The sequence below is a fragment of the Clostridium vincentii genome, from assembly GCF_002995745.1.
GTDB lineage: Bacteria > Bacillota > Clostridia > Clostridiales > Clostridiaceae > Clostridium > Clostridium vincentii.
The window spans coordinates 93,425-114,133 of the sequence record NZ_PVXQ01000003.1 but is presented as its reverse complement, the minus strand read 5'-3'; the positions used below and the strand labels follow the sequence as shown (position 1 = coordinate 114,133).

The following is a 20,709-nucleotide window of genomic DNA, read 5'->3' as shown; positions in this document are numbered from 1 at the left end:
TCTCCTTTTATTAAAGTCTTATAATTGCCAATTGTCTCAATTATCAGACAATCTATCCTCATTATTATTTTAGTTTACCTCTATAGTTTATGATATAATTAATATAAATTTTCACAGGAGGCTTATTATGAAAATCACAGGTATTATAACTGAATACAACCCTTTTCATTTAGGGCATCTATATCATCTGCAAAAAGCTAAGATAGATACAAAATCCGAAGGAATTATATGCATAATGAGTGGAAACTTTGTTCAAAGAGGAACGCCTGCATTAATAGATAAATGGACCCGTGCAAGGATGGCTGTAGAAAATGGTGTTGATTTAGTTATTGAATTACCCCTTGTATATTCCATTTCGTCAGCAGAAGGTTTTTCTGAAGGTGCAGTGAATATATTAAATAGCACTGGAGTTGTCAGCAATATATTCTTCGGTAGTGAACACGGTGAAACATCAGACCTAGATATAATTGCATCTACCCTATTATATGAACCAGATGCCTATAGAAGTATACTTAAATCAGAATTAAAAAAAGGATTCCCTTATCACACAGCACGAAGTGTTGCTTTGAAAGAATATTTACCTAAAATTCCTTGCACAGAGATACTATCAAATTCTAATAACATATTAGCAATTGAGTATATTAAAGCAATAAAAAAATCAGATAGTTCAATAGTTCCATTAACATTAAAACGAGTTGGAGCAGATTATAATACTTCTGAACTATCTACAATTTATCCCTCTGCTACATCAATTAGAGCTAAATTAAAAGATTCTAATGATTTAAGCCAGTTAAAAAATTCAATTCCTACAAATACCTATAAGATTTTCACTGATTTAGCTAATAACAACTATAACTTTGTATATGGAGATGATATTTTTCCCTATTTAAAATACAAACTCTTAACAGAGGGTGAAAAGATAAAAGATATTTTAGATGTTAAAGAAGGATTAGATAATAAAATTTTAAAAGAAATAATTGCATCACACTCTTTAAGCGAATTAATTTTAAAGGTAAAAAGCAAACGTTATACCTACACTAGAATCAGCAGAATTTTAACCTGCTTTTTTATTGGTCTTGAAAATTATAACGCTAAAGAAATAATGAATGAAAGAACAAATTATATAAGACCTTTAGCCTTCAACGATACCGGTATTAAGATTCTAAAAGAAATAAAGGATAAAGATCAAATAAATATATTAACAAAAGTTCCCAAGAAAATTTCAGATGATAAACTCAAATTAGATTTACTTGGTACCAAGGCATATTCAATTTTAAATCCAAATATTTCTCCTCTAGAAGATTATTATAAAAGTCCAATATATTTAAAATAAAGTATACTATAATTTAGCAATAAGAAATATAAATACTATAGACAGGAGTGATTAGCTTGATTAGTATTGTTTTCTTATGGATTATTATTATACTTTTAATACAAATGTTATTTAAACTAATAGATATAAATAAAAATTACATAATATGTTTTTTTATTAGTTTGCTAATTTTAATTTTTTTTATGAATTTAGAAACTGCTACAAGCTCTGCTATAGAAGGATGTAAAATATGGTTTCTAGCAATTTTGCCTACAGTACTTCCTTTCTCATTAATCTGCAATCTATTAATATCTTACGATGGTATTAGTTTATATTCAAAGTTCTTAGGTCCATTAATATGTAAACCTCTAGGTCTTTCAAAGAATTGCTCGTTACCTTTAACTACTAGCTTCCTTTGCGGTTATCCACTTGGAGCCAAGTACTGTTCGGATTTATATAATTTAAAATATATAAAAAAAGATGAATATGCTTCTTTATTAAATATTGCAACCAATTGCAGCCCCCTATTTATATTAGGCCCCGTTGCCACTTCCTTGTTAGGAAATGTTAACCTTGGGTACTTATTGCTTATTGCTAATTACCTTTCTCCACTTATAGTAGGCTTTATTATCAAAAAAAAAGGACCACACACTTCACCTGAAGTAATGGGAACTTATGTGAATACTAAAAATTTCGGAGAGTTACTTAAAGAAGCCCTTGAAAAAGCAATAAATACTACAATATCAATTGGAGGATTTATTGTTATTTTTTCCATAATTATAGGAATAATAAAAAGCAATGTAAGTATACACTTTTTTATAAGCAACCTAGAAGAATTTATAAACTTACCAAAGGATTCATTATTCGGATTTCTTCTTGGAAGCATAGAAATAACAAATGGATGCAACCTAATAGCTACATCCGCCTTTAATTTCTCTATAAAATTAAGTATAATAAGTTTCTTATGCTCATTTTCAGGACTTTGCATAATTGCTCAAGTAAGCTCTTTTATTAGTAAAGATAAAATATCTATGATAAGATACAGCTTATTAAAATTTATTCAAGGAATAATAAGCTTCATAATAACTTTTATTGTATCTTATTTCTATCTTGGAACAGTTGAAACTGGGACAATTATTTCCTCTAATGGAACAACTATAAATATTTTCATGTATCTTGTTCCACTCATTGCAATACTTACCTTAACTGTTTTTTTTAAGATATTAAAAAAACTATTTATTCATATCTCGTAATTCTTTGATATTTTCTTTAATTGTAGAACTAGCATTCGTTAGATTCTTATCTATATCATTTGCTACTCCTTCAAAGCTTGCTTGAAGGGCTTTAATAAGCTCTTCCTTCTTATTTGTAATTTCCCGCTCTAATTCTGTTAATATTTCATTTGAATAATCTCTTGAGCCTAATCTAATAGCCTTAGCATCTCTTTTCGCTGCAGCTTCTATTTCTTGTGCTCTTATTCTAGCTTCCTTAACAATATCGTGATTCTCAATATTTTGCCTCATCATATCTGCTGTTTCTTTTTTGACAGAATCATATTCTTTTTTAGCTTCTCCAAGTATTCTTTCTCTCTCATTCATTACCCATTGAGCCTTTTTAAATTGATCCGGCAAATAGTTAATTATCTGATCAATAACCTCTAGTATCTCTTTCCTATCCACCATAGTTCTTCCACTAATAGGCACCTTCGGTGATTTCTCAATTAAATCTTGAAGATACTCTAAAAGTTCTACAATATTTACATCCATTGATTTTCCCATAATACCACCCCATCTAATAAATTCTATTTTTGATTTATTTTATTAATTATATCCGGAATAACCATATCCGGCACCAAACCCTTTAATTCACCACGAAATTTTGCGACTTGCTTAACTGCTGTTGAACTTAAATATGAATATTGAGCTGAGGTCATCATAAACAACGTTTCTATCTCTGGTTGTAATTTATTATTCATGAGTGCCATCTGAAATTCATATTCAAAATCCGAAAAAGCTCTTAAACCTTTTAATATAACATTAGCATCGTATTCTTTCATAAAATCAATTAATAATCCCTCGAAACTAACTACCTCAACATTAGGTATCATTCTAGTAACTCTTTTTATTAATTCCACTCTTTCATCAATATTGAAGAGACTAGTTTTATCTACATTAACTAAAACACCAACAATAATTTTATCAAAAACCTTAACACCTCTTGAAATAACATCTAAATGCCCTAAAGTTATGGGATCAAAACTACCTGGATAAACTGCTGTTCTCATTATTTGCCTCCCTAGTACTGATAAAAACAAACAGTTGTATTACCATATCTTTTACTTCGTGTAAGTTTTATATCTTCATATCCTTCATATATTTCTTCCACAGTATCTATTTTTGTAACTATTAGGCCATCTGGTTGCAATAATTGATTTTCCTTAACTATCTTTATAGCTTCCGGTATCATTTCCTTACAATATGGAGGGTCAATAAATATTAGATCAAACTTTTTATCTTTTTTAGCTAACATTCTTAAAGCCTCATAGGCATCCATGTTAAGAGGGGTACAAAAATCTTGAAATTTTAAATTTTCAACATTTTGTTTTAACAAAGGATATGTAACAGGGCTTTTGTCAACCAAATACACTTCCTTAGCTCCTCTACTTGCTGATTCTAATCCTAAACTTCCAGTCCCTGCAAAGACATCTACAACTACAGCGTCTAAAATATATCCTTGAGCCATGCTAAACATAGCTTCTTTAACTCTATCTAAAGTAGGTCTAGTTTCCATAGTTTCTGGAGAGATTAATTTGCGACCTCTTGCTTTTCCTGCTATAATTCTCAATTTTCAGTCCTCCTTGGTGTAACACTACTAATATTTTATCACATTCGTCATGTATATACAATTTTAAAATTGTATATCATAATAGCTTCATTCTAATTAAAACAAATATATTTACTACTCTTTTCTAGGCCCTGAGAAATTTCATATACTAATCTCTTATTCTCGTCCTCTTTATTTTCAAGTATTAATTTAGCCTCTTCCCTAGCATACTTTAATATATCCATATCCTCATATATATCAGCTAGAAGCAGCCCCTCTTCTCCACTTTGTTTCATTCCAAACATTTCTCCAGAGCCCCTAAGTTTTAAATCCTGCTCTGCTATATAGAATCCATCTGTTGATTCAGCCATTATCATCATTCTCTTTTTTGTGGTATCGCTTTTTATATTTGCGATTAAAATGCAAAAGGAAGGGTATTCTCCACGTCCAACTCTTCCACGAAGTTGGTGAAGCTGAGCTAACCCAAACCTCTGGGCACTTTCTACTATCATAACTGAAGCATTAGGAACATTTATACCAACTTCAATAACAGTTGTTGAAATTAATACTTTTGTTTCATTATCTTTAAATCTATTAATAATATCTTCCTTTTCAGAAGATTTCATTTTGCCATGTAGAACTTCAACCTCAACATCACTAAAAATGCCTTCCTTAAGCCTTTTATATATACTTTCAACAGAATTTAATTGCTTTGTCTCATCCTCATCTATAAGGGGACATACAACATAAACTTGCCTACCCTTTTTAACTTCATTCATTGCTAGTTCATACGCTTTATTTCTTGAGCTTTCTCTATAGACACTTGTATCAATTTTCTTTCTTCCTGGTGGTAATTCGTCTATTGCAGAAACATCTAAATCAGAATAAAGATAAAGTGCTAAAGTTCTAGGAATTGGAGTAGCTGTCATTACAATAACATCTGCTCTCTTCCCCTTATTAATAAGCTTACTTCTTTGCTCTACTCCAAATCTATGTTGCTCATCAGTAACTACAAGTCCTAAATCCTGAAAATCTACATCTTCCTGTATAAGAGCATGAGTTCCTATGACCACTAAGGGCTCCTTCTCTTTTATTCTATCTTTTATCCTCTTTTTTTCCTTTGCTGATGTACTTCCAGTTAAAAGTTCTATCTCAACTCCAAATGGGCCTAGTAGTTTCTTAGCCTCTTCATAATGTTGATTAGCTAATATTTCTGTAGGTACCATAAATGCGGCTTTATACCCATTTGTATAAGCATTATATATAGCTATAAAAGCAACCACAGTTTTTCCACTACCAACATCTCCTTGAACTAATCTATTCATAGGATGATGACTTTTCTGGTCCATTAATATTTCTCGAACAACTCTTGTTTGTGCATTAGTTAGTTGAAATGGTAGTGTTTTCTTTAACTCACCTAATTTATCATTCCAAGGAATACTAATACCATTACTACTTCCCTTTATCTTGTTTTTTAACAGCAATAACTTCATTGAATAAGTAAATAACTCTTGAAACTTCAACCTAGCGATTGCAGCTTTAAGCAAATTGTTGTCCTTCGGAAAATGTATTTCTCTTATAGACTCATCTAATCCGATTAGTTTATACTTATCTAGAATTTCCTTAGGCAGATTTTCACTTATAGTTATAATATCCATTACCGTACTAACTAATTTAGATAAAAGCTTATCTGTAAGCTCTCCCTTAAGCGTATATATAGGTTTTATTTCACTACTTAAACCCGACCTGCATGCAATTACAGGGTTTATTACTTGAAAACCATTTCCTACTTTCTTGAATTTTCCCATTAGATTATATGTATTATCTAACTTATAGCTATTTTTTACATAAGGTTGATTAAACCATTTCCCATCAATCTTGTGCCCATCATAATCAAATTCAATAGTTGATAAATATTTTCCCGTTCTAGTTCTAATATCCCTCTTTATAGAAGTTACTGCACATGTTAAAATTTGTTTTATTTCACCATCAATATCTTCAAAAGTCGGGTTTCCGCCTATAAATTCATAATCTCTTGGGAAATATAAAAGCAAATCCAGAATGTTAAATATTGATGCCTTATTTAGTTTTTCTAAAACCTTAGGGCCTACACCCTTTAATGTAGAAACTGAACTATATATATCCATAACTTATATTTGTCCTCCAAAAAACACAAAAAGCACCCAAGGTGCTTTTTGCTATAGTTAAATAAATTTATTCTACTGCTATTAAGAAATAGTATAAAGGTTGATCTCCTTTATAACATTGAATATCCAAGTCCTGATATTTTTCTTCTAATTTTGAAACAAAAATACCAACTTCATCTTCTTCAATATCTTTACCATAAAACAATGTAATAAGTTCACTATCACCGTCAACCATATTCTCAAGTACCTTTTCTGAAACTTCAAACTTATCAAGGCCCACTTCTTTAATTTTTCCTTCAATCAAGCCAAGAATATTTCCTTCTTTAATTTCAATTCCATCAATTTCAGTATCTCTAACAGCATAAGTTATTGAACCTGTTTTAACAGATTTCATAATTTCATTTAGCTCTTTTTCATTTTCAGACACGTTAGCTTCTCCATTAAACATTGTTACACAGGTAATTCCTTGTGGAATTGATGTAGTTGGTATAACTCTAACGTCCTTATTTGTAATTTCAGCAGCTTGTGATGCTGCCATAATAATATTTTTATTATTAGGAAGTATAAAAATGTGTTCTGCATTAATTTTTTCTATACATTCAAGCATATCTTGTGTTGATGGGTTCATTGTTTGACCGCCTTCAATCACATAATCAGCGCCTAAATCCTTGAATATATTACTTATTCCATCTCCCATAGCAACTGTTATAAACGCATACTTTTTAGTTTCGACTTCTTCTTTTGCTACTGTATGTTTTGCTATTTCTTCTTGACTTAATAATAATTCCCTATGCTCTTCTCTCATATTATCAATTTTTATTTTTGAAAGCTGACCTACTTGAACTGCCTTTGATAATACATTTCCTGGATCATTAGTATGAATATGAACTTTAATGACATCATCATATCCAACTACTATCATTGAATCTCCAAGAGGTTCTATTTCGTCCTGGAATTTAGCAGCTTTACTAGCATCTCCTAGAATAATAAATTCTGTACAGTATCCAAATTTAATATCCACATCTTCAGTAGATATTGCACCTACTAGTCCACCTTCAGAAATTTTGATATCCTTAATTTCTGCTTCAATATCTTCTTTAAGTGCAGATGTCATACCTTGAAGTATTATATACAGTCCCATTCCACCTGAATCTACAACCTTAGCTTTTTTCAAAGCAGGTAATAACTCTGGTGTATGATCAAGCATTACCTTTGCTGCTTTTGTTACTTCGTGTAAAAATTCTGCAACATCCTTTTCTTGTGAAATAAGTGCTGAATCCTTAGTCGCTCTAATTACAGAAAGAATTGTACCTTCTGTAGGTCTCATTACAGCTTTATATGCTGCTGTTGAGCCCTCGTTTAAAGCTATAGCCATTTGAGCTACATTTGCTTCTTCTAATCCTTCCAGCCCCTTAGAGATGCCTCTAAGTATCTGAGAAAGTATAACTCCTGAATTACCTCTTGCTCCCATTAAAGCACCCTTAGCAAGTTTTCTTGAAACATCTCCAATAGATGTACTATCCATATTTTCGATTTCTTTAACAGCCGCTTTAAATGTCATTGACATATTTGTACCTGTATCTCCATCTGGAACAGGAAAAACATTTAAACTATTAACAAATTCGCTTTCTTCTGCTAATCTATTGCTCGCGTTTACTACCATATTATAAAAATCACGGCCATTTATTGCTATATATTCCATTGCTACCTCCTAGACTCTTACCGCTTGAACATTTACAGTTATCGATGAAACCTTTAATCCTGTGAAATTTTCTACACTATAGCGAACCTTTTGTATTATGTTGTTTGCTATAACAGATATTTTGGTTCCATATTCAACCATTACAAACAATTCGATATTTAATCTATCATCTTCAGTTAGAGTAATCTTTACTCCCTTGCTTAAATTTTCTACTCTTATAAGTTCCCAAAAGCCATCGCTAGCATTTTTAGATACCATTCCTACTACCCCATAGCACTCCATAGTTGATAATCCAACTATTTTAGCTAAAACCTCATCAGAGTAATGTATATATCCATTTTCTTTAGAAAATCCAATCATTACAATTCCTCCTATTCTTTCCTTAACCCTATTTTATCTTAGAAACATATAATATTCAAGATTTATATAATATAAAGAAATTTAATATTAGAAATTATTATATATTTTACTTGCATATTTTAACTCCTATGTGGTAAAATTCTTATTGTCCTATTGAAGAGAATTATCTTCACAAATAAGGAGGTGTTTTCAAATGTCAAGAAGATGCGATATATGCGATAAAGGCGTTATAGCCGGAGTTCAATATAGTCATTCACATCGTCAATCAAAGAGAACTTGGGCTCCTAACATAAAGAGAGTAAAGGCTTTAGTTAATGGAACACCAAAAACTGTTCATGCTTGTACAAGATGTTTAAGATCCGGTAAGGTTCAAAGAGCTGTATAGTACAAAATAGAAAAATGCATTGTTTCAATGCATTTTTTTATTTTATACCAATAAAAAATTCAGATCAATAAATGATCTGAATTTCTATGTAATTATTTTTTTCTCATAAAGAACCTAATAAACCTTGATATGAATCCAGGTAATTTTATTGCCATAATCTTCATATTATCCCCCTAAAACTATTAATATAAACTATCTATCTATCTCTTCATTCTATTGTATGATAGAAATTCATAATTTAGTGAATAATTTTTAATCTTCTGGAAAAATAACCATAATAATTCCTGAATCAAAAGCAATCCTAATATCTGAATCGATGAATTCATTACAAATTGCTCTTGGTTCTAGCAACTTCATATCATATCCACTTAATTCATATTTAGCACCTTTAATACATATATTTTTTACTACATCTGACAGAGCATGAAAGCTTATAATTTCTCCATAGGTTCCCTTTATAGTAGTTTCTTCATTAATTAGAAATATTCTATTATGATCATCTATAATTTCCAATTTAATTCCTTCACTAAGGGATTTAAGCAAAATACCTATATTTCCTAAAGAATGATCTACTCTACTTCCTGTCGCTCCGAAAAATAAAATTTCATTTGCCCCATGTTCCTTAGCTTTTATGTATCCTAAATCTGAATCTGTATAATCTTTTTCCGGGTTAAATTTCAACATTTCTATTCCGTCTTCAGTAAAAGCCTTAATAACTTCTTCATTAGCCGAGTCAAAATCTCCCAAAATCAAATTAGGTTTTAAATTATAATCATATAAGCAGTTACACCCTTTATCTACTCCAATTAAAAAGTCATCTTTCGTAAGATAAGATAACAATAAACTCTTGGATGGAGGCTCTCCACCTGATACTATGACTGCTCTCATTATGAATTTTCCTTCAATAATTTAATGTTTTCTTCTATTTTATTGCCCTTAAATATTGCTGATCCTGCAACTATAACTGTAGCTCCAGCTTCTGCAAGCTCTTTTATATTGTTTTTATCTGCTCCACCATCAACTTGTATTAATAAATTGCTATTATACTTATCTTTTAGCGCTTTAACCTCTCTTATCTTATCAAAAGAATATGGAATAAATTTTTGTCCTCCAAAACCTGGGTTAACTGTCATAATTAACACCATATCAAGTTGAGGTATTAAATCCTTTATTAAAGAAACGGAAGTTCCTGGATTCAATGCTAATCCTACCTTAACGCCCTTCGACTTAATTAATTGAATGGCTCTGTCTATATGAGTTTCTGCCTCAAGATGAATCGTAATAATATCTGCGCCTGCATCTACAAAATCATCAATAAATCTACTTGGATTCGCCACCATTAAGTGAACATCAAAAGTTTTATTTGTCTTACTCCTCAATGCCCTAACTATAGGTGCACCAATAGTTATATTAGGAACAAAATTACCATCCATAACATCTATATGTATCCAATCTGCTCCTGCCTTATCTAATCTTTCAACATCTTCCCCAAGTTTTGAAAAGTCAGCTGATAATATTGACGGTGCTATCATTACCATTTGTATTTTCCCCCTTCTATTATCTCTTCTAGAATTCTTATATAAAATTCATATCTATATTTATTTATTTTACCTTCTTCAACCGCTTTTTTAACTGCACAATTCGGTTCCTTATGATGAACACAACCTCTATATTTACAGCTATTATTTAATTCCTCAAACTCTGGAAAACAATACCTTAAATTATCTTTTTCCATAAATGAAATATCTAAGTTTGAGAAACCCGGTGTATCTACAATATATCCATTGGAAATATCTATAAGTTCACTATGCCGTGTGGTATGTTTCCCTCTTCCTACCTTATCACTTACTGTTCCTGTTTCCATCTGTTCACGTCCAGTTAAAGTATTAATAAGAGTAGACTTTCCAGCTCCTGAAGGGCCGCATAGCACTGTAACATTATCCTTCATTCTCTCCTTTAGCGTTTCAATTCCTAATCCCTCTTTTGCATTTATAAATAAAACTTCATAACCTATGTCATTAATTTTACTTTTAACTTGTAACTTTTCTTCTTCATTAACTAAATCCACTTTATTTAAACAGACAATTGTCTCTATGCTATTACTTTCACATAGGACTAAAAATCTATTTAACAAATCAAAATTTAATTCTGGATTTTTTATTGCAAAAACAACAAAGGCTAAAGTTACATTTGCAACAGTAGGTCTTATAAGTTCTGTGCTTCTTTCATGTATTTCTTCAATAACACCCTTACCATTTTCTACTTCTATAGTTACGTTATCTCCTACCATAGGTTTAATATCTTGATGACGAAATTTACCTCTAGCTTTACATTCTATAATTCCATCAACTGTTTTAATATAATAAAAGCCACCGATACCTTTAATTATTTTCCCTTCCATGAATACCTCCAATATTTTATTTACTAATATATATAATACCCATATACATTATATAATTGCAAATAAAAAGTTAATTATTTACCTATAAAAGGAGCTGCCTCATTTATATTATGAGACAGCTCCTTTAAAATATTATTTATCGTCTTTATCTTTAGTAGGAGTAGTAGGAGTAGTTACAACTTTAAATTTTAAAGCTATACTGCTTCCTTCTTTCAACTCTCCTTTATTAGGAGTCCAGCTTTCCAATACACCCTTTTCACCATTTTCACTATATACTAATCCACTGTCTTTGAATGCAGAAATTGCTTCCTCTTTTGTCATTCCTTTCTCTAAATCTAAGTCATCAACATCTACAGTCTTTTCAACAGGAGCAGTATATTTACCTATTGTAATAGTAATAGGAGTATTTTCTGCAACCTGTATCCCTTGCTGATGGGATACATTTATAACTGTACCATTTTTACTTTCTTCTGTTGTTACTCCTTCTACCGGAGTATTGTATTTTAACTTACCACTAGTAAGTGTAGCAATAGCTTCATCTCTAGTCAATCCCATTAAGCCTGGAACACTTACATATTTTGTTGCAGGTCCCTTACTAACATAAATTGTAATTTTACTATCTACAGTTATTTCGCTTCCTGCTTCTGGATCTGTACTAATTACATATCCAGTTTTTATAACGTCATCATTTTTCTCTATCGATGTATAGTTTGTTAACCCATCCTTATCTAATACCTTTTTTGCATCCGCCAAAGAGGTTTCTCTTAAATCTTGCATTTTAATCTTTGTTACGCCACCACTTATAATAACTCTAACCTTAGAGCCACTTTTAACGGTAGAACCAGCTTCAGGGGAAAACTGTAAAACTGCTCCTTCAGGCTGATCACTTTCTTCAGTTCCGCCATCTTCTAATACTAGTCCAACCCCTTCAAGAGCGCTCTTAGCTTCTGCAAGAGTCATCCCATTTAAGTCTGGTATTATCGCATCTTTTTCAGTCAGAGCCCCTCCTCCGAGGGCTGAATAGGCTCCTACTCCTGCAATTAATAGAACTATTGCTATTATTATCCCAATAATAAGATTTTTATTAGACTTTTTCTTCTTCTTTTTAGGTTTTCTTCTTTTTTCTTCGTCATCATCTTCATCATCATAGTAGTCATCATCCTCGTCATCATAATCCTCATCTAAATCCTTATTAATTGGAATATTATCGCTAGGAAGATTTACAGCTGCCATTACCATAGTATGACCATCATCCGGCTGTTCTGATTTGCCAATTATAATTGCATTAGGATCCTCTTTAATCTTTTGAAGATCATTTATTATCTCTTTCGCTGTTTGATATCTCTTATTTGCATCTTTCTCCATAGCCTTTAATATTAATTTATTAAGACTATCTGGAATTCTGGAATTAATTTGTTTTGGCGGAACAGGCTCCTCTTGAATATGTTTTAATGCAATAGACACTGGAGAATCAGCTTCAAATGGCAACTTTCCTGTAGCCATTTCATATATAACTACCCCTAAAGAATAGATATCAGTTCTTACATCAATAATAGAACCCTTAGCCTGCTCTGGAGAAAAGTATTGTGCTGATCCCATAATAGTTGTAGTATTTGTTAAGGTTTCTGAAGTAGCTAATTTAGCAATTCCAAAATCAGTAACTTTTATTAGGCCTTCCTCAGTAACAAGAATATTCTGTGGTTTAATATCTCTATGAATAATTTTATTTTTATGAGCACAATCTAAAGCTTTAGCTATTTGTGTACTAATCTTTATTGTGGTCTCATAATTCAATTTACCAAATTCCCTTATTACTTCCTTCAAAGTTTTACCTTTAACATATTCCATAACTATATAATTTATATTATCTTGAGTACCAACATCTAAAACATTAACAATATTGTTATCAGATAGTGTTGCTATTGCAGTAGCTTCTCTTTTAAACTTAGTTACTATATCAGCATTATCGCATAATTTGTTTTTAAGAATTTTCACAGCTACAAATCTATCAAGTTTATTACATCTTGCTTTATAAACTATGGACATTCCACCTTCACCAATTTGCTCAACTATCTCATATCTATTTCCTAATATCTCACCTATCATATTACCTCTCCTCCAAACAACAAAACTGTAATATTATCTCTACCACCCTTGTACTTTGCAAGATCTACAAGTTTTGGACAAACATCTATAAGCTTCTTATTTTCATTAACAACTGACATCATTTCATCTTTAGTAACCTCATTTGTTAAACCATCCGAACATAATAAATATATGTTATATAAATTCTTATCTATTACAAAAATATCCACATCTAAAATTTCATTAGTACCTACTGCCCTAGTAATTATATTTTTCTTAGGATGATTATAAGCTTGTTCTTCAGTAATAGTGCCCAAATCCAAAAGTTCTTGTACCAAAGAATGATCTTTGGTTATTTTAACAAGAACATTTTCTTTAACTCCAAAGCAAGAACTATCTCCTACATTTGCTACAATAACTTTCTCCTGTGTAACAAAACAAGCTGTAATTGTGGTCCCCATTCCATTTAAATCACTTTCCTGAGCTGAATAATGATAAATATCCTTGTTTACTTTTGTTATAGCTTCTTTTAGTATTTCCTCATTATTTTTAGAACTATAATTTAGAGTAATGTACTCAACGATACCCTCTGCAGCCATTTTGCTAGCTACTTCGCCAGCATTATGACCACCCATCCCATCTGCTACAACATATATCTTATAATCCTTTTCTTCATGATAGTAAACATAATCTTCATTAAGAGTTCTAACCATTCCTATATCAGTTAAATAACCTACCATTGTTCTCCCCCTTAAATTAGGTTCTTCTTTATTTTGTATCTGATAACTTTATATAACTACGTCTAAGTTGTCCACATGCAGCATCTATATCGCTTCCCATTTCTCGTCTTACGGTTACTTCTATTCCTAAATCTTTTAAAACACCCTTAAAATTTTCAATTGTTTTGTCTGAGGATCTTTTAAAAGAATTTTCCTTCACTTCATTGATAGGAATTAAGTTAACATAACATAATAACCCTTTTAATAATTTTCCCAAAGATTTTGCATCCTCAGAGCCATCATTAAAATCTTTAACTAAAGCATATTCAAAAGTAATTCTTCTTTTTGTTTTATCTATATAATAACTACAAGCCTCTAGAACCTCTTTTATTGAATATTTATTAGCAATAGGCATTATATCTCTTCTCTTTTCATCACTAAATGCATGAAGAGATATAGCAAGAGTTATACTCAATTCTCTATCAGCTAGATCATAGATATTGGGAACTATCCCACAAGTTGATAGAGTAATATGTCTTTGTCCTATGTTTAAACCATAGTCAGCATTTACAGTTTCTAAAAATTTTAATACATTATCATAATTATCTAAAGGTTCGCCACTTCCCATTAGTACAACATTAGATATTCTTTCTCCAATTAAATTTTGTGAGACTAAAATTTGTGAAAGTATTTCTCCAGATGTTAAGTTTCTGACTATTCCATCCATAGTTGATGCACAAAATTTACAACCCATTCTACATCCAATTTGAGTAGAAATACATATTGAAATTCCATGTTTATACTTCATAATTACACTTTCGATAAGATTTCCATCCTTAAACGCTAACAATAATTTTTTTGTACCATCTAATTTAGATTCATATTTTTCTTCAATTTTAGGAATTCCAATATAAAAGTTATTCTTCAATTTTTCTTTTAAAGCAGTTGATATATTTTTCATACCATCAAATTCCCATACATCCTTATAAATCCATGAAAATACTTGCTTAGCCCTAAAAGCACCTTCTTTATTTTCCTTCATAAATTCTTGAAGTTCTTCTAAAGTGTAATCTAAAATATTATTCATGTATGCACCTACTTTTTCCTAAACTTAGCTACAAAGAATCCATCCATATGCTCATTTGGTAATATAGTTAAAGTCCCTGTTTGTGTATACTTTAAATTATCTCCTTTGCCTATAAATACCTTTTCAATCTGAGCATCCTTGTGCTTACTTAAAAACCAATCAACATTTTCTTCATTTTCTTCCTTATTTAAGGTACAAGTCGCATAAACCATAATCCCATCTTGTTTAAGATATTCCCAGGCATTATTCATAATATCTCTTTGTACAGGAACTATTTCTTTGAGTTCGATCCTTTTTTTAGTCCACTTTATTTCAGGTTTTTTTCTTATTATTCCTAAACCAGAACAAGGAACATCAATTAGTACCCTATCAGCCATTAAAGCTAACTTAGGATTTAACTTAGTTGCATCCATCTCTTCAAGCTTTATATTAGTTAATCCTAATCTATCACAATTTTCTTTTATTAAATCAAGCTTTTGAGGATGTATATCAAAAGCTAATACTTCGCCTGTATTTTCTAACAACTCAGCTATATGCGTAGCCTTTCCACCTGGTGCTGAACATAAATCAAAGACTATTTGCCCTTTTTCTATTTCAAGTAATGGTGCAACAAGCATTGCGCTCTCATCTTGAACTGTTATATTTCCATCTATGAATTCTTGGTTACTATCTATACCATGACCACCTTTTATTGATATAGCTTCCGGACATATAAACCCTTCTTCTACGCAATAATCTTTTTCTTCTAGTCTGTTATAAACATCTTCATAGTCAGCCTTAAGGTTATTAACTCTAACTGTAACAGTCGGAGTTTCATTTAGTCCATGAAGGATTTTTATAGCTTCTTTCTCCTTATATTGGTTAATTAGTAGTTTAATCATCCATGGCTCAAATGATAGTTGATAAGCTACTTCATCTATTTTATTTCTAAATTGTATTTCTAATTTGCCATCCTTTTTAACATAATTTCTCAATATTCCATTAACTAACTTAGAATCTTTATCAGATACTGTTTTTGCTATTTCCACTGCTTCATTACACGCAGCATATGACGGAACCTTATCAAGATACTGCATTTGATAAATTGCAATTCTTAAGATATTAAGAATTGTTTTATCCATTATCTTCATATCTCTTACAAATGAACCTATAATCATATCTAAAGATTTTAATCGTCGTAATGTTCCATAAACTATTTCGGTGCATAGTGCCTTATCTTTATCTGATAAATCAGAATTGTTTAATTCCTTTGAAAGAATTATATTTGAATAAGCCCCTTCGTTTGTTATTCTATCTAAAACTTTTACTGCAATACTTCTACCATTCATAATAAATACCTCTTCAATCATTTCGTTTTGATATAGCAATTAATCTAACAAGCTGAGAAATTGCCATTAATGTTGCTGCAACATATGTCATTGCTGCTGCATCTAGTACCTTAGCTGCGTCATTTGTTTCATCTTCATATAATATATTTCTACCCTTTAATATATTCAGCGCTCTTGTTGAAGCGTTAAACTCTACTGGAAGGGTAACAAGTTGAAATATAACAACTATTGAAAATAGTGCTATACCAAAATATACTAAAGGCTGTATTGAAAATATTAATCCAGCGAATAATATCACCCAGGATAATGAGGAACTAATATTAACAACTGGGAAAATTGAATTTCTAAAGGCTAACGGACTATAACTTTCCTTATGTTGAATTGCGTGACCCACCTCGTGAGCTGCAATTCCAGCCGCTGCAATTGTTTTTCCTGAATATACATCTCCTGATAATCTAAGGATCCTTCTTGTAGGATCATAATGATCTCCAAGCTTTGTATTAACTACCTCAATAGGCACATCAAATAAACCAGCTTCATTTAACATCATCCTAGCTATCTCTTCTCCAGTATATCCATTTCTTGTATTAACCTTACTGTATTTTTCATAAGTCTTCTTAACCTTAGATTGGGCCCAAATTCCAACTATAATTGCAGGAATAAGTATTAAAAATGTTGGATCAAAGTAATACGAAAAATATCCATTATACATTAATCATCTCTTCCATCCTATCCTAGTATGTCATTTTTATCTACCTTATGTCCATTAATATATTGTTCTATTGTAAGGGGTTTACCATTAGGAAACTGTATTTTCTTAATAAGAAGTACTCCTGTCTTGCAGGCAACCTTCATTCCTTCTTTAGTTACATCAATAATTGTACCTGATTCTTTGTTAGAATCTTCATCCAGGACTTTGGTTTCATATATTTTCATTTGTTGTCCCTTATATTCAGTATAAGCAACAGGCCAGGGATTTAATCCTCTTATTAAATTATGAATATTATCTGCTGTTTCTTTCCAATCTATTATTGCTATCTTTTTATCTAGCATTTTAGCATAAAAAGTTTCCTCTCCCTGCTTTTCCGGAGTAATCTCACCTTTAGCCATTAAATCTATTGTCTTCATTAAAAGGTCAGTTCCTCTTTCTTTTAATATATCGTAAAGTTCTCCAGCAGTAATTTCCTTAGAAACTTCAACCTTATCCCTAAGAAGAATATCTCCTGTATCTAAGCCTTCATCCATTAACATAGTAGTATTTCCAGAAGTTTTTTCTCCTTTAATAACAGCCCAGTTAATAGGTGCAGCCCCTCTATACATAGGCAAAATTGACCCATGAAGGTTTATACAACCATACCTTGGAATATCTAATACCTCTTTTGTTAAAATTTGACCAAAGGCAACAACTATAATAAAATCAGGTTTCATTTGTTTCAAAGCTTCTATCATATCTCTTTCATCCCTAAGTTTAATAGGTTGAAAGACTTCTATGTTATATTCTAACGCAACCTCTTTAACTGGGGATAGGGCAAGTTTTTTGCCCCTACCCTTAGGTCTATCTGGTTGTGTAAAAACAGCTTTTACATTATATTTTTCAATAAGTTCTTTTAATGATGGAACTGCAAAATCAGGAGTTCCCATAAAAACTATATCCATAAATATCCCTCCTAATTCTTTTATAGGTAATCTGTAAATAATACTCCATTTAAATGGTCGTTTTCATGACAAATAGCTCTAGCTAAAAGTTCTTCTCCCTCAAAAATAAATTCATGCCCCTTTTCATTAAGAGCCTTGACCTTCACATAATTAGGTCTTTCTACATCCTCATTTACTCCTGGAACACTTAAGCAGCCTTCTTCTCCAAATTGAGTACCTCTAGTTTCTAGAATCTCAGCATTTATAAATACTCTTAATCCATTACCATCGTATATATCTATTATAAACAATCTTTTTAAGATTCCAACTTGGCATGCAGCAAGACCTACACCATCTGACGCATACATTGTCTCAGCCATATCATCAATTAAGATTAAAAGTCTTCTATCTATTTTTTCGATTTTCTTTGATTTCTTCCTTAAAATTTCGTCTCCATCGACTCTAATATTTCTAATTGCCACTTATTAATCCCCCTATGACATATTATTTGGATTTATATCCATACTAACTCTTATTTCATTATAAACATTTTTAGTTAATTGATAAAGTATATCTTTAATATTTTTTTTAAGTTCCAATTCCAAAAATCCCTTTATTATAATTTGCCATCTATAATTATCTTTTATTTTTGTAATGATACAAGGGTTTGGACCAAGCAATTCCAATTCTTTCTCATCTACTAGTAGTTTACTCAATTGTCCTGAAAGTGTCCTCATAAATTCTTTTAAAGTATCTTCATTTTTACTTTGAGCTCCTATTAAAAAAATTGTGCTAAAAGGAGGATATTTCATAATACTTCTAATTTTAATTTCTTCTTTATAAAGATCATCATAATTATTTTCCATAGCATACTTTAAACTTACATTATTAGGAGTATAGGTTTGAACTACTACCTTTCCATTCTTGTCTCCTCGTCCTGCTCTTCCAGCTACTTGAGTAATTATTTGGTATGTTCTCTCTCTGGACCTATAATCAGGGATATTTAATGAAATATCTGCTGCTAAAATCCCTACTAATGTGACATTTTTAAAATCTAAGCCTTTAGATACCATTTGTGTTCCTATAAGTATATCTGCTTCTCCATTTTTAAATGAATTATAAATCTTTTCATGTGAATCCTTTGCTCTAGTTGTATCCACATCCATCCTTAAAATCCTAGCGCTGGGGAAATACTTTTTAATCTCTACCTGTGCTTTTTCTGTACCAGCTCCAAAAAATTTAACGTATTTACTTCCACATTTCGGACATATCTTTTCCTCTTTCTGTGACCTCCCACAAAAATGGCATACTAAATATCCATTTTTATGATAAGTCATAGAGATATCACATTCTGGACATTTGAATACGTATCCGCAGCTTCTGCAGGACACAAATGTTGAAAAACCCCTTCTATTTAAAAAGATTATAATTTGCTCTCTTTTTTTTAAGGTCTCATCAATAGAATGATAAAGTTTCCTACTTAATATAGACAGATTACCACATTTAAGTTCTTCCCTCATATCTACTATTTCCATTACAGGCAAAGGTCTATTCCTAACCCTATTTTTTATTTCTATTAATTCTAATTCTCCATTTTGCGCTTCAAAATATGTTTCTATCGAAGGTGTAGCTGACCCTAAAATATATTTACAGCCCTTTAAGTTGCTTAAGAATTTAGCCACTTCTTTAGTACTATATTTAGGATTATGTTCAGATTTATAGGTGTTTTCATGCTCTTCATCTACAATTATAAGACCTAAATTATTAAGAGGTAAAAAAATCGCACTACGTGCACCTACTACTAAGGAGGCTTCTCCTTTTTTTATTCTAAACCATTCATCATATCTTTCTCCAGGAGACAACTTACTGTGAAACAATGCTACATTCTTTCCAAATCTCCCTTTAAATCTTTCAATCATCTGAGGTGTAAGTGCAATTTCCGGAACCAACATAATTGCTGATTTTCCTTCCATCAGCACCTTTGAAACCAAATTCATATACACCTCGGTCTTACCCGAACCTGTTACTCCTTTTAGTACAAACCCCTTACTTTGGGAATTTAATATTTGATTAAATGCTCCAAGTTGTTCTTCATTTAAATTGTTTTTAACATCTTCATCATAAATTCTAGTATTATATCTATACACTATCTTTTCACATGCTTTTAAAAAGCCTTCTTTAATAGCTTTGTTTATAGTATATACTGTAAATAAATTGCTTTTAGTAAGATCGCTTTTTGTTAGTTCACCATCATTCTCTTTTATATATGATATTAGTTTTACATAGTTCTCTTTCTTATCATACCCGCAATCTAACTCTTTATTAAAATGTAGAACTATCTTTTTTTTATTAGTAAGACCACTCATTAGGCCGACAGGTATTATAGTTCTTATTGCATCTATATATTTACATAAATAAGTATCCCTTAAAAAATCTATAAGCTTTAAATCATCTCTAGTTAAAATAGGATCTTGATCTTGTATATCCATTATGCTTTTAATGCCTTTTATGTTCTCTATGCCCTCACATTTAAGCCCTAATACAAATCCTTCAACGAGTCTATTTCCCCTACCAAATGGCACTTTAACTCTATGTCCAATTTGAATAATTTCTTCCTGATCTTGTTTAACCTTATAGGTGAAAGGTCTATCTATTTCTATTGCATCACTATTAATGATTATTTCAGCATATAAATCTATCATAAACCTCTCTCCTCTAAAAGACA

Annotated in this window: 20 protein-coding genes; 3 read left to right on the top strand and 17 right to left on the bottom strand. The window is 31.0% G+C overall.

The window, feature by feature from the left end:
- The first annotated feature begins 127 nt into the window (after positions 1 to 127).
- Together CLVI_RS02280 and ylbJ are read left to right on the top strand one after the other, a co-directional pair.
- Positions 128 to 1,333, top strand: coding sequence for a nucleotidyltransferase (locus CLVI_RS02280; RefSeq protein ID WP_106058493.1), 1,206 nt, complete (start codon positions 128 to 130; stop codon positions 1,331 to 1,333).
- A gap of 56 nt (positions 1,334 to 1,389) precedes the next feature.
- Positions 1,390 to 2,565 carry a sporulation integral membrane protein YlbJ gene (ylbJ, locus tag CLVI_RS02275; protein ID WP_106058492.1) on the top strand — a complete coding sequence of 392 codons (1,176 nt, stop codon included), beginning with the start codon at positions 1,390 to 1,392 and terminating at the stop codon, positions 2,563 to 2,565.
- Here ylbJ and CLVI_RS02270 read toward each other — a convergent pair.
- From CLVI_RS02270 to CLVI_RS02245, 6 genes are all read right to left on the bottom strand, one after another.
- The gene (locus CLVI_RS02270) at positions 2,545 to 3,090 is read right to left on the bottom strand and encodes an ATPase (protein ID WP_106058491.1); all 546 of its coding nucleotides are present in this window, start codon (positions 3,088 to 3,090) and stop codon (positions 2,545 to 2,547) included. The two genes, ylbJ and CLVI_RS02270, sit on opposite strands and share 21 nt — an antisense overlap.
- Positions 3,091 to 3,113: 23 nt before the next feature.
- Entirely contained in the window at positions 3,114 to 3,596 is a 483-nt protein-coding gene (gene coaD, locus CLVI_RS02265; protein WP_106058490.1) for a pantetheine-phosphate adenylyltransferase, read from the bottom strand.
- Positions 3,597 to 3,607: 11 nt separating this feature from the next.
- Positions 3,608 to 4,156: a 16S rRNA (guanine(966)-N(2))-methyltransferase RsmD gene (gene rsmD, locus CLVI_RS02260; RefSeq protein WP_106058489.1), complete on the bottom strand. Its 549-nt coding sequence runs from the start codon at positions 4,154 to 4,156 to the stop codon at positions 3,608 to 3,610.
- A gap of 92 nt (positions 4,157 to 4,248) precedes the next feature.
- Positions 4,249 to 6,282, bottom strand: coding sequence for an ATP-dependent DNA helicase RecG (recG, locus tag CLVI_RS02255; protein ID WP_106058488.1), 2,034 nt, complete (start codon positions 6,280 to 6,282; stop codon positions 4,249 to 4,251).
- Positions 6,283 to 6,349: 67 nt separating this feature from the next.
- On the bottom strand, positions 6,350 to 7,984 hold the full coding sequence (locus CLVI_RS02250; protein ID WP_106058487.1) for a DAK2 domain-containing protein: 1,635 nt from the start codon (positions 7,982 to 7,984) through the stop codon (positions 6,350 to 6,352).
- A 9-nt stretch (positions 7,985 to 7,993) separates the two neighbouring features.
- Positions 7,994 to 8,344, bottom strand: a complete 351-nt coding sequence (locus CLVI_RS02245) for an Asp23/Gls24 family envelope stress response protein (RefSeq protein WP_106058486.1) — start codon at positions 8,342 to 8,344, stop codon at positions 7,994 to 7,996.
- Positions 8,345 to 8,537: 193 nt separating this feature from the next.
- Between CLVI_RS02245 and rpmB the strand changes: the two genes are divergently transcribed.
- Positions 8,538 to 8,729: a 50S ribosomal protein L28 gene (rpmB, locus tag CLVI_RS02240; RefSeq protein WP_106058485.1), complete on the top strand. Its 192-nt coding sequence runs from the start codon at positions 8,538 to 8,540 to the stop codon at positions 8,727 to 8,729.
- Positions 8,730 to 8,981: 252 nt separating this feature from the next.
- Here the strand turns inward: rpmB and CLVI_RS02235 are convergent, their stop codons facing one another.
- The 11 genes from CLVI_RS02235 to priA all read right to left on the bottom strand — a co-directional run bounded on the left by CLVI_RS02235 (position 8,982) and on the right by priA (position 20,686).
- On the bottom strand, positions 8,982 to 9,617 hold the full coding sequence (locus tag CLVI_RS02235; protein WP_106058484.1) for a thiamine diphosphokinase: 636 nt from the start codon (positions 9,615 to 9,617) through the stop codon (positions 8,982 to 8,984).
- On the bottom strand, positions 9,617 to 10,267 hold the full coding sequence (gene rpe / locus CLVI_RS02230) for a ribulose-phosphate 3-epimerase (protein ID WP_106058483.1): 651 nt from the start codon (positions 10,265 to 10,267) through the stop codon (positions 9,617 to 9,619). The genes CLVI_RS02235 and rpe overlap by 1 nt, the downstream gene beginning before the upstream one ends.
- Positions 10,261 to 11,130: a ribosome small subunit-dependent GTPase A gene (gene rsgA, locus CLVI_RS02225; protein WP_106058482.1), complete on the bottom strand. Its 870-nt coding sequence runs from the start codon at positions 11,128 to 11,130 to the stop codon at positions 10,261 to 10,263. The genes rpe and rsgA overlap by 7 nt, the downstream gene beginning before the upstream one ends.
- 132 nt (positions 11,131 to 11,262) lie before the next feature.
- Positions 11,263 to 13,236, bottom strand: coding sequence for a Stk1 family PASTA domain-containing Ser/Thr kinase (pknB, locus tag CLVI_RS02220; protein WP_106058481.1), 1,974 nt, complete (start codon positions 13,234 to 13,236; stop codon positions 11,263 to 11,265).
- On the bottom strand, positions 13,233 to 13,955 hold the full coding sequence (locus CLVI_RS02215; protein ID WP_106058480.1) for a Stp1/IreP family PP2C-type Ser/Thr phosphatase: 723 nt from the start codon (positions 13,953 to 13,955) through the stop codon (positions 13,233 to 13,235). The genes pknB and CLVI_RS02215 overlap by 4 nt, the downstream gene beginning before the upstream one ends.
- 28 nt (positions 13,956 to 13,983) lie before the next feature.
- Positions 13,984 to 15,021 carry a dual-specificity RNA methyltransferase RlmN gene (gene rlmN, locus CLVI_RS02210; RefSeq protein WP_106058479.1) on the bottom strand — a complete coding sequence of 346 codons (1,038 nt, stop codon included), beginning with the start codon at positions 15,019 to 15,021 and terminating at the stop codon, positions 13,984 to 13,986.
- Positions 15,022 to 15,029: 8 nt separating this feature from the next.
- Positions 15,030 to 16,349, bottom strand: a complete 1,320-nt coding sequence (gene rsmB, locus CLVI_RS02205) for a 16S rRNA (cytosine(967)-C(5))-methyltransferase RsmB (protein WP_106058478.1) — start codon at positions 16,347 to 16,349, stop codon at positions 15,030 to 15,032.
- A gap of 13 nt (positions 16,350 to 16,362) precedes the next feature.
- Positions 16,363 to 17,061 carry a zinc metallopeptidase gene (locus CLVI_RS02200; RefSeq protein WP_106058477.1) on the bottom strand — a complete coding sequence of 233 codons (699 nt, stop codon included), beginning with the start codon at positions 17,059 to 17,061 and terminating at the stop codon, positions 16,363 to 16,365.
- Positions 17,062 to 17,078: 17 nt separating this feature from the next.
- Positions 17,079 to 18,005: a methionyl-tRNA formyltransferase gene (fmt, locus tag CLVI_RS02195; protein ID WP_106058476.1), complete on the bottom strand. Its 927-nt coding sequence runs from the start codon at positions 18,003 to 18,005 to the stop codon at positions 17,079 to 17,081.
- A 20-nt stretch (positions 18,006 to 18,025) separates the two neighbouring features.
- Positions 18,026 to 18,466 carry a peptide deformylase gene (gene def, locus CLVI_RS02190; RefSeq protein WP_106058475.1) on the bottom strand — a complete coding sequence of 147 codons (441 nt, stop codon included), beginning with the start codon at positions 18,464 to 18,466 and terminating at the stop codon, positions 18,026 to 18,028.
- 12 nt (positions 18,467 to 18,478) lie between these two features.
- Positions 18,479 to 20,686 carry a primosomal protein N' gene (gene priA / locus CLVI_RS02185; protein WP_106058474.1) on the bottom strand — a complete coding sequence of 736 codons (2,208 nt, stop codon included), beginning with the start codon at positions 20,684 to 20,686 and terminating at the stop codon, positions 18,479 to 18,481.
- Positions 20,687 to 20,709 lie beyond the last annotated feature (23 nt).

What these genes read in the sequence shown, in the direction of transcription:
- CLVI_RS02215 (WP_106058480.1), bottom strand. Translation starts at nt 13,955, where the DNA reads ATGGTAGGTTATTTAACTGATATAGGAATGGTTAGAACTCTTAATGAA.
- rsmB (WP_106058478.1), bottom strand. Translation starts at nt 16,349, where the DNA reads ATGAATGGTAGAAGTATTGCAGTAAAAGTTTTAGATAGAATAACAAAC.
- CLVI_RS02270 (WP_106058491.1), bottom strand. Translation starts at nt 3,090, where the DNA reads ATGGGAAAATCAATGGATGTAAATATTGTAGAACTTTTAGAGTATCTT.
- CLVI_RS02280 (WP_106058493.1), top strand. Translation starts at nt 128, where the DNA reads ATGAAAATCACAGGTATTATAACTGAATACAACCCTTTTCATTTAGGG.
- priA (WP_106058474.1), bottom strand. Translation starts at nt 20,686, where the DNA reads ATGATAGATTTATATGCTGAAATAATCATTAATAGTGATGCAATAGAA.
- CLVI_RS02235 (WP_106058484.1), bottom strand. Translation starts at nt 9,617, where the DNA reads ATGAGAGCAGTCATAGTATCAGGTGGAGAGCCTCCATCCAAGAGTTTA.
- recG (WP_106058488.1), bottom strand. Translation starts at nt 6,282, where the DNA reads ATGGATATATATAGTTCAGTTTCTACATTAAAGGGTGTAGGCCCTAAG.
- rsgA (WP_106058482.1), bottom strand. Translation starts at nt 11,130, where the DNA reads ATGGAAGGGAAAATAATTAAAGGTATCGGTGGCTTTTATTATATTAAA.
- fmt (WP_106058476.1), bottom strand. Translation starts at nt 18,005, where the DNA reads ATGGATATAGTTTTTATGGGAACTCCTGATTTTGCAGTTCCATCATTA.
- rpmB (WP_106058485.1), top strand. Translation starts at nt 8,538, where the DNA reads ATGTCAAGAAGATGCGATATATGCGATAAAGGCGTTATAGCCGGAGTT.
- rlmN (WP_106058479.1), bottom strand. Translation starts at nt 15,021, where the DNA reads ATGAATAATATTTTAGATTACACTTTAGAAGAACTTCAAGAATTTATG.
- CLVI_RS02200 (WP_106058477.1), bottom strand. Translation starts at nt 17,061, where the DNA reads ATGTATAATGGATATTTTTCGTATTACTTTGATCCAACATTTTTAATA.
- CLVI_RS02245 (WP_106058486.1), bottom strand. Translation starts at nt 8,344, where the DNA reads ATGATTGGATTTTCTAAAGAAAATGGATATATACATTACTCTGATGAG.
- coaD (WP_106058490.1), bottom strand. Translation starts at nt 3,596, where the DNA reads ATGAGAACAGCAGTTTATCCAGGTAGTTTTGATCCCATAACTTTAGGG.
- rpe (WP_106058483.1), bottom strand. Translation starts at nt 10,267, where the DNA reads ATGGTAATGATAGCACCGTCAATATTATCAGCTGACTTTTCAAAACTT.
- CLVI_RS02250 (WP_106058487.1), bottom strand. Translation starts at nt 7,984, where the DNA reads ATGGAATATATAGCAATAAATGGCCGTGATTTTTATAATATGGTAGTA.
- pknB (WP_106058481.1), bottom strand. Translation starts at nt 13,236, where the DNA reads ATGATAGGTGAGATATTAGGAAATAGATATGAGATAGTTGAGCAAATT.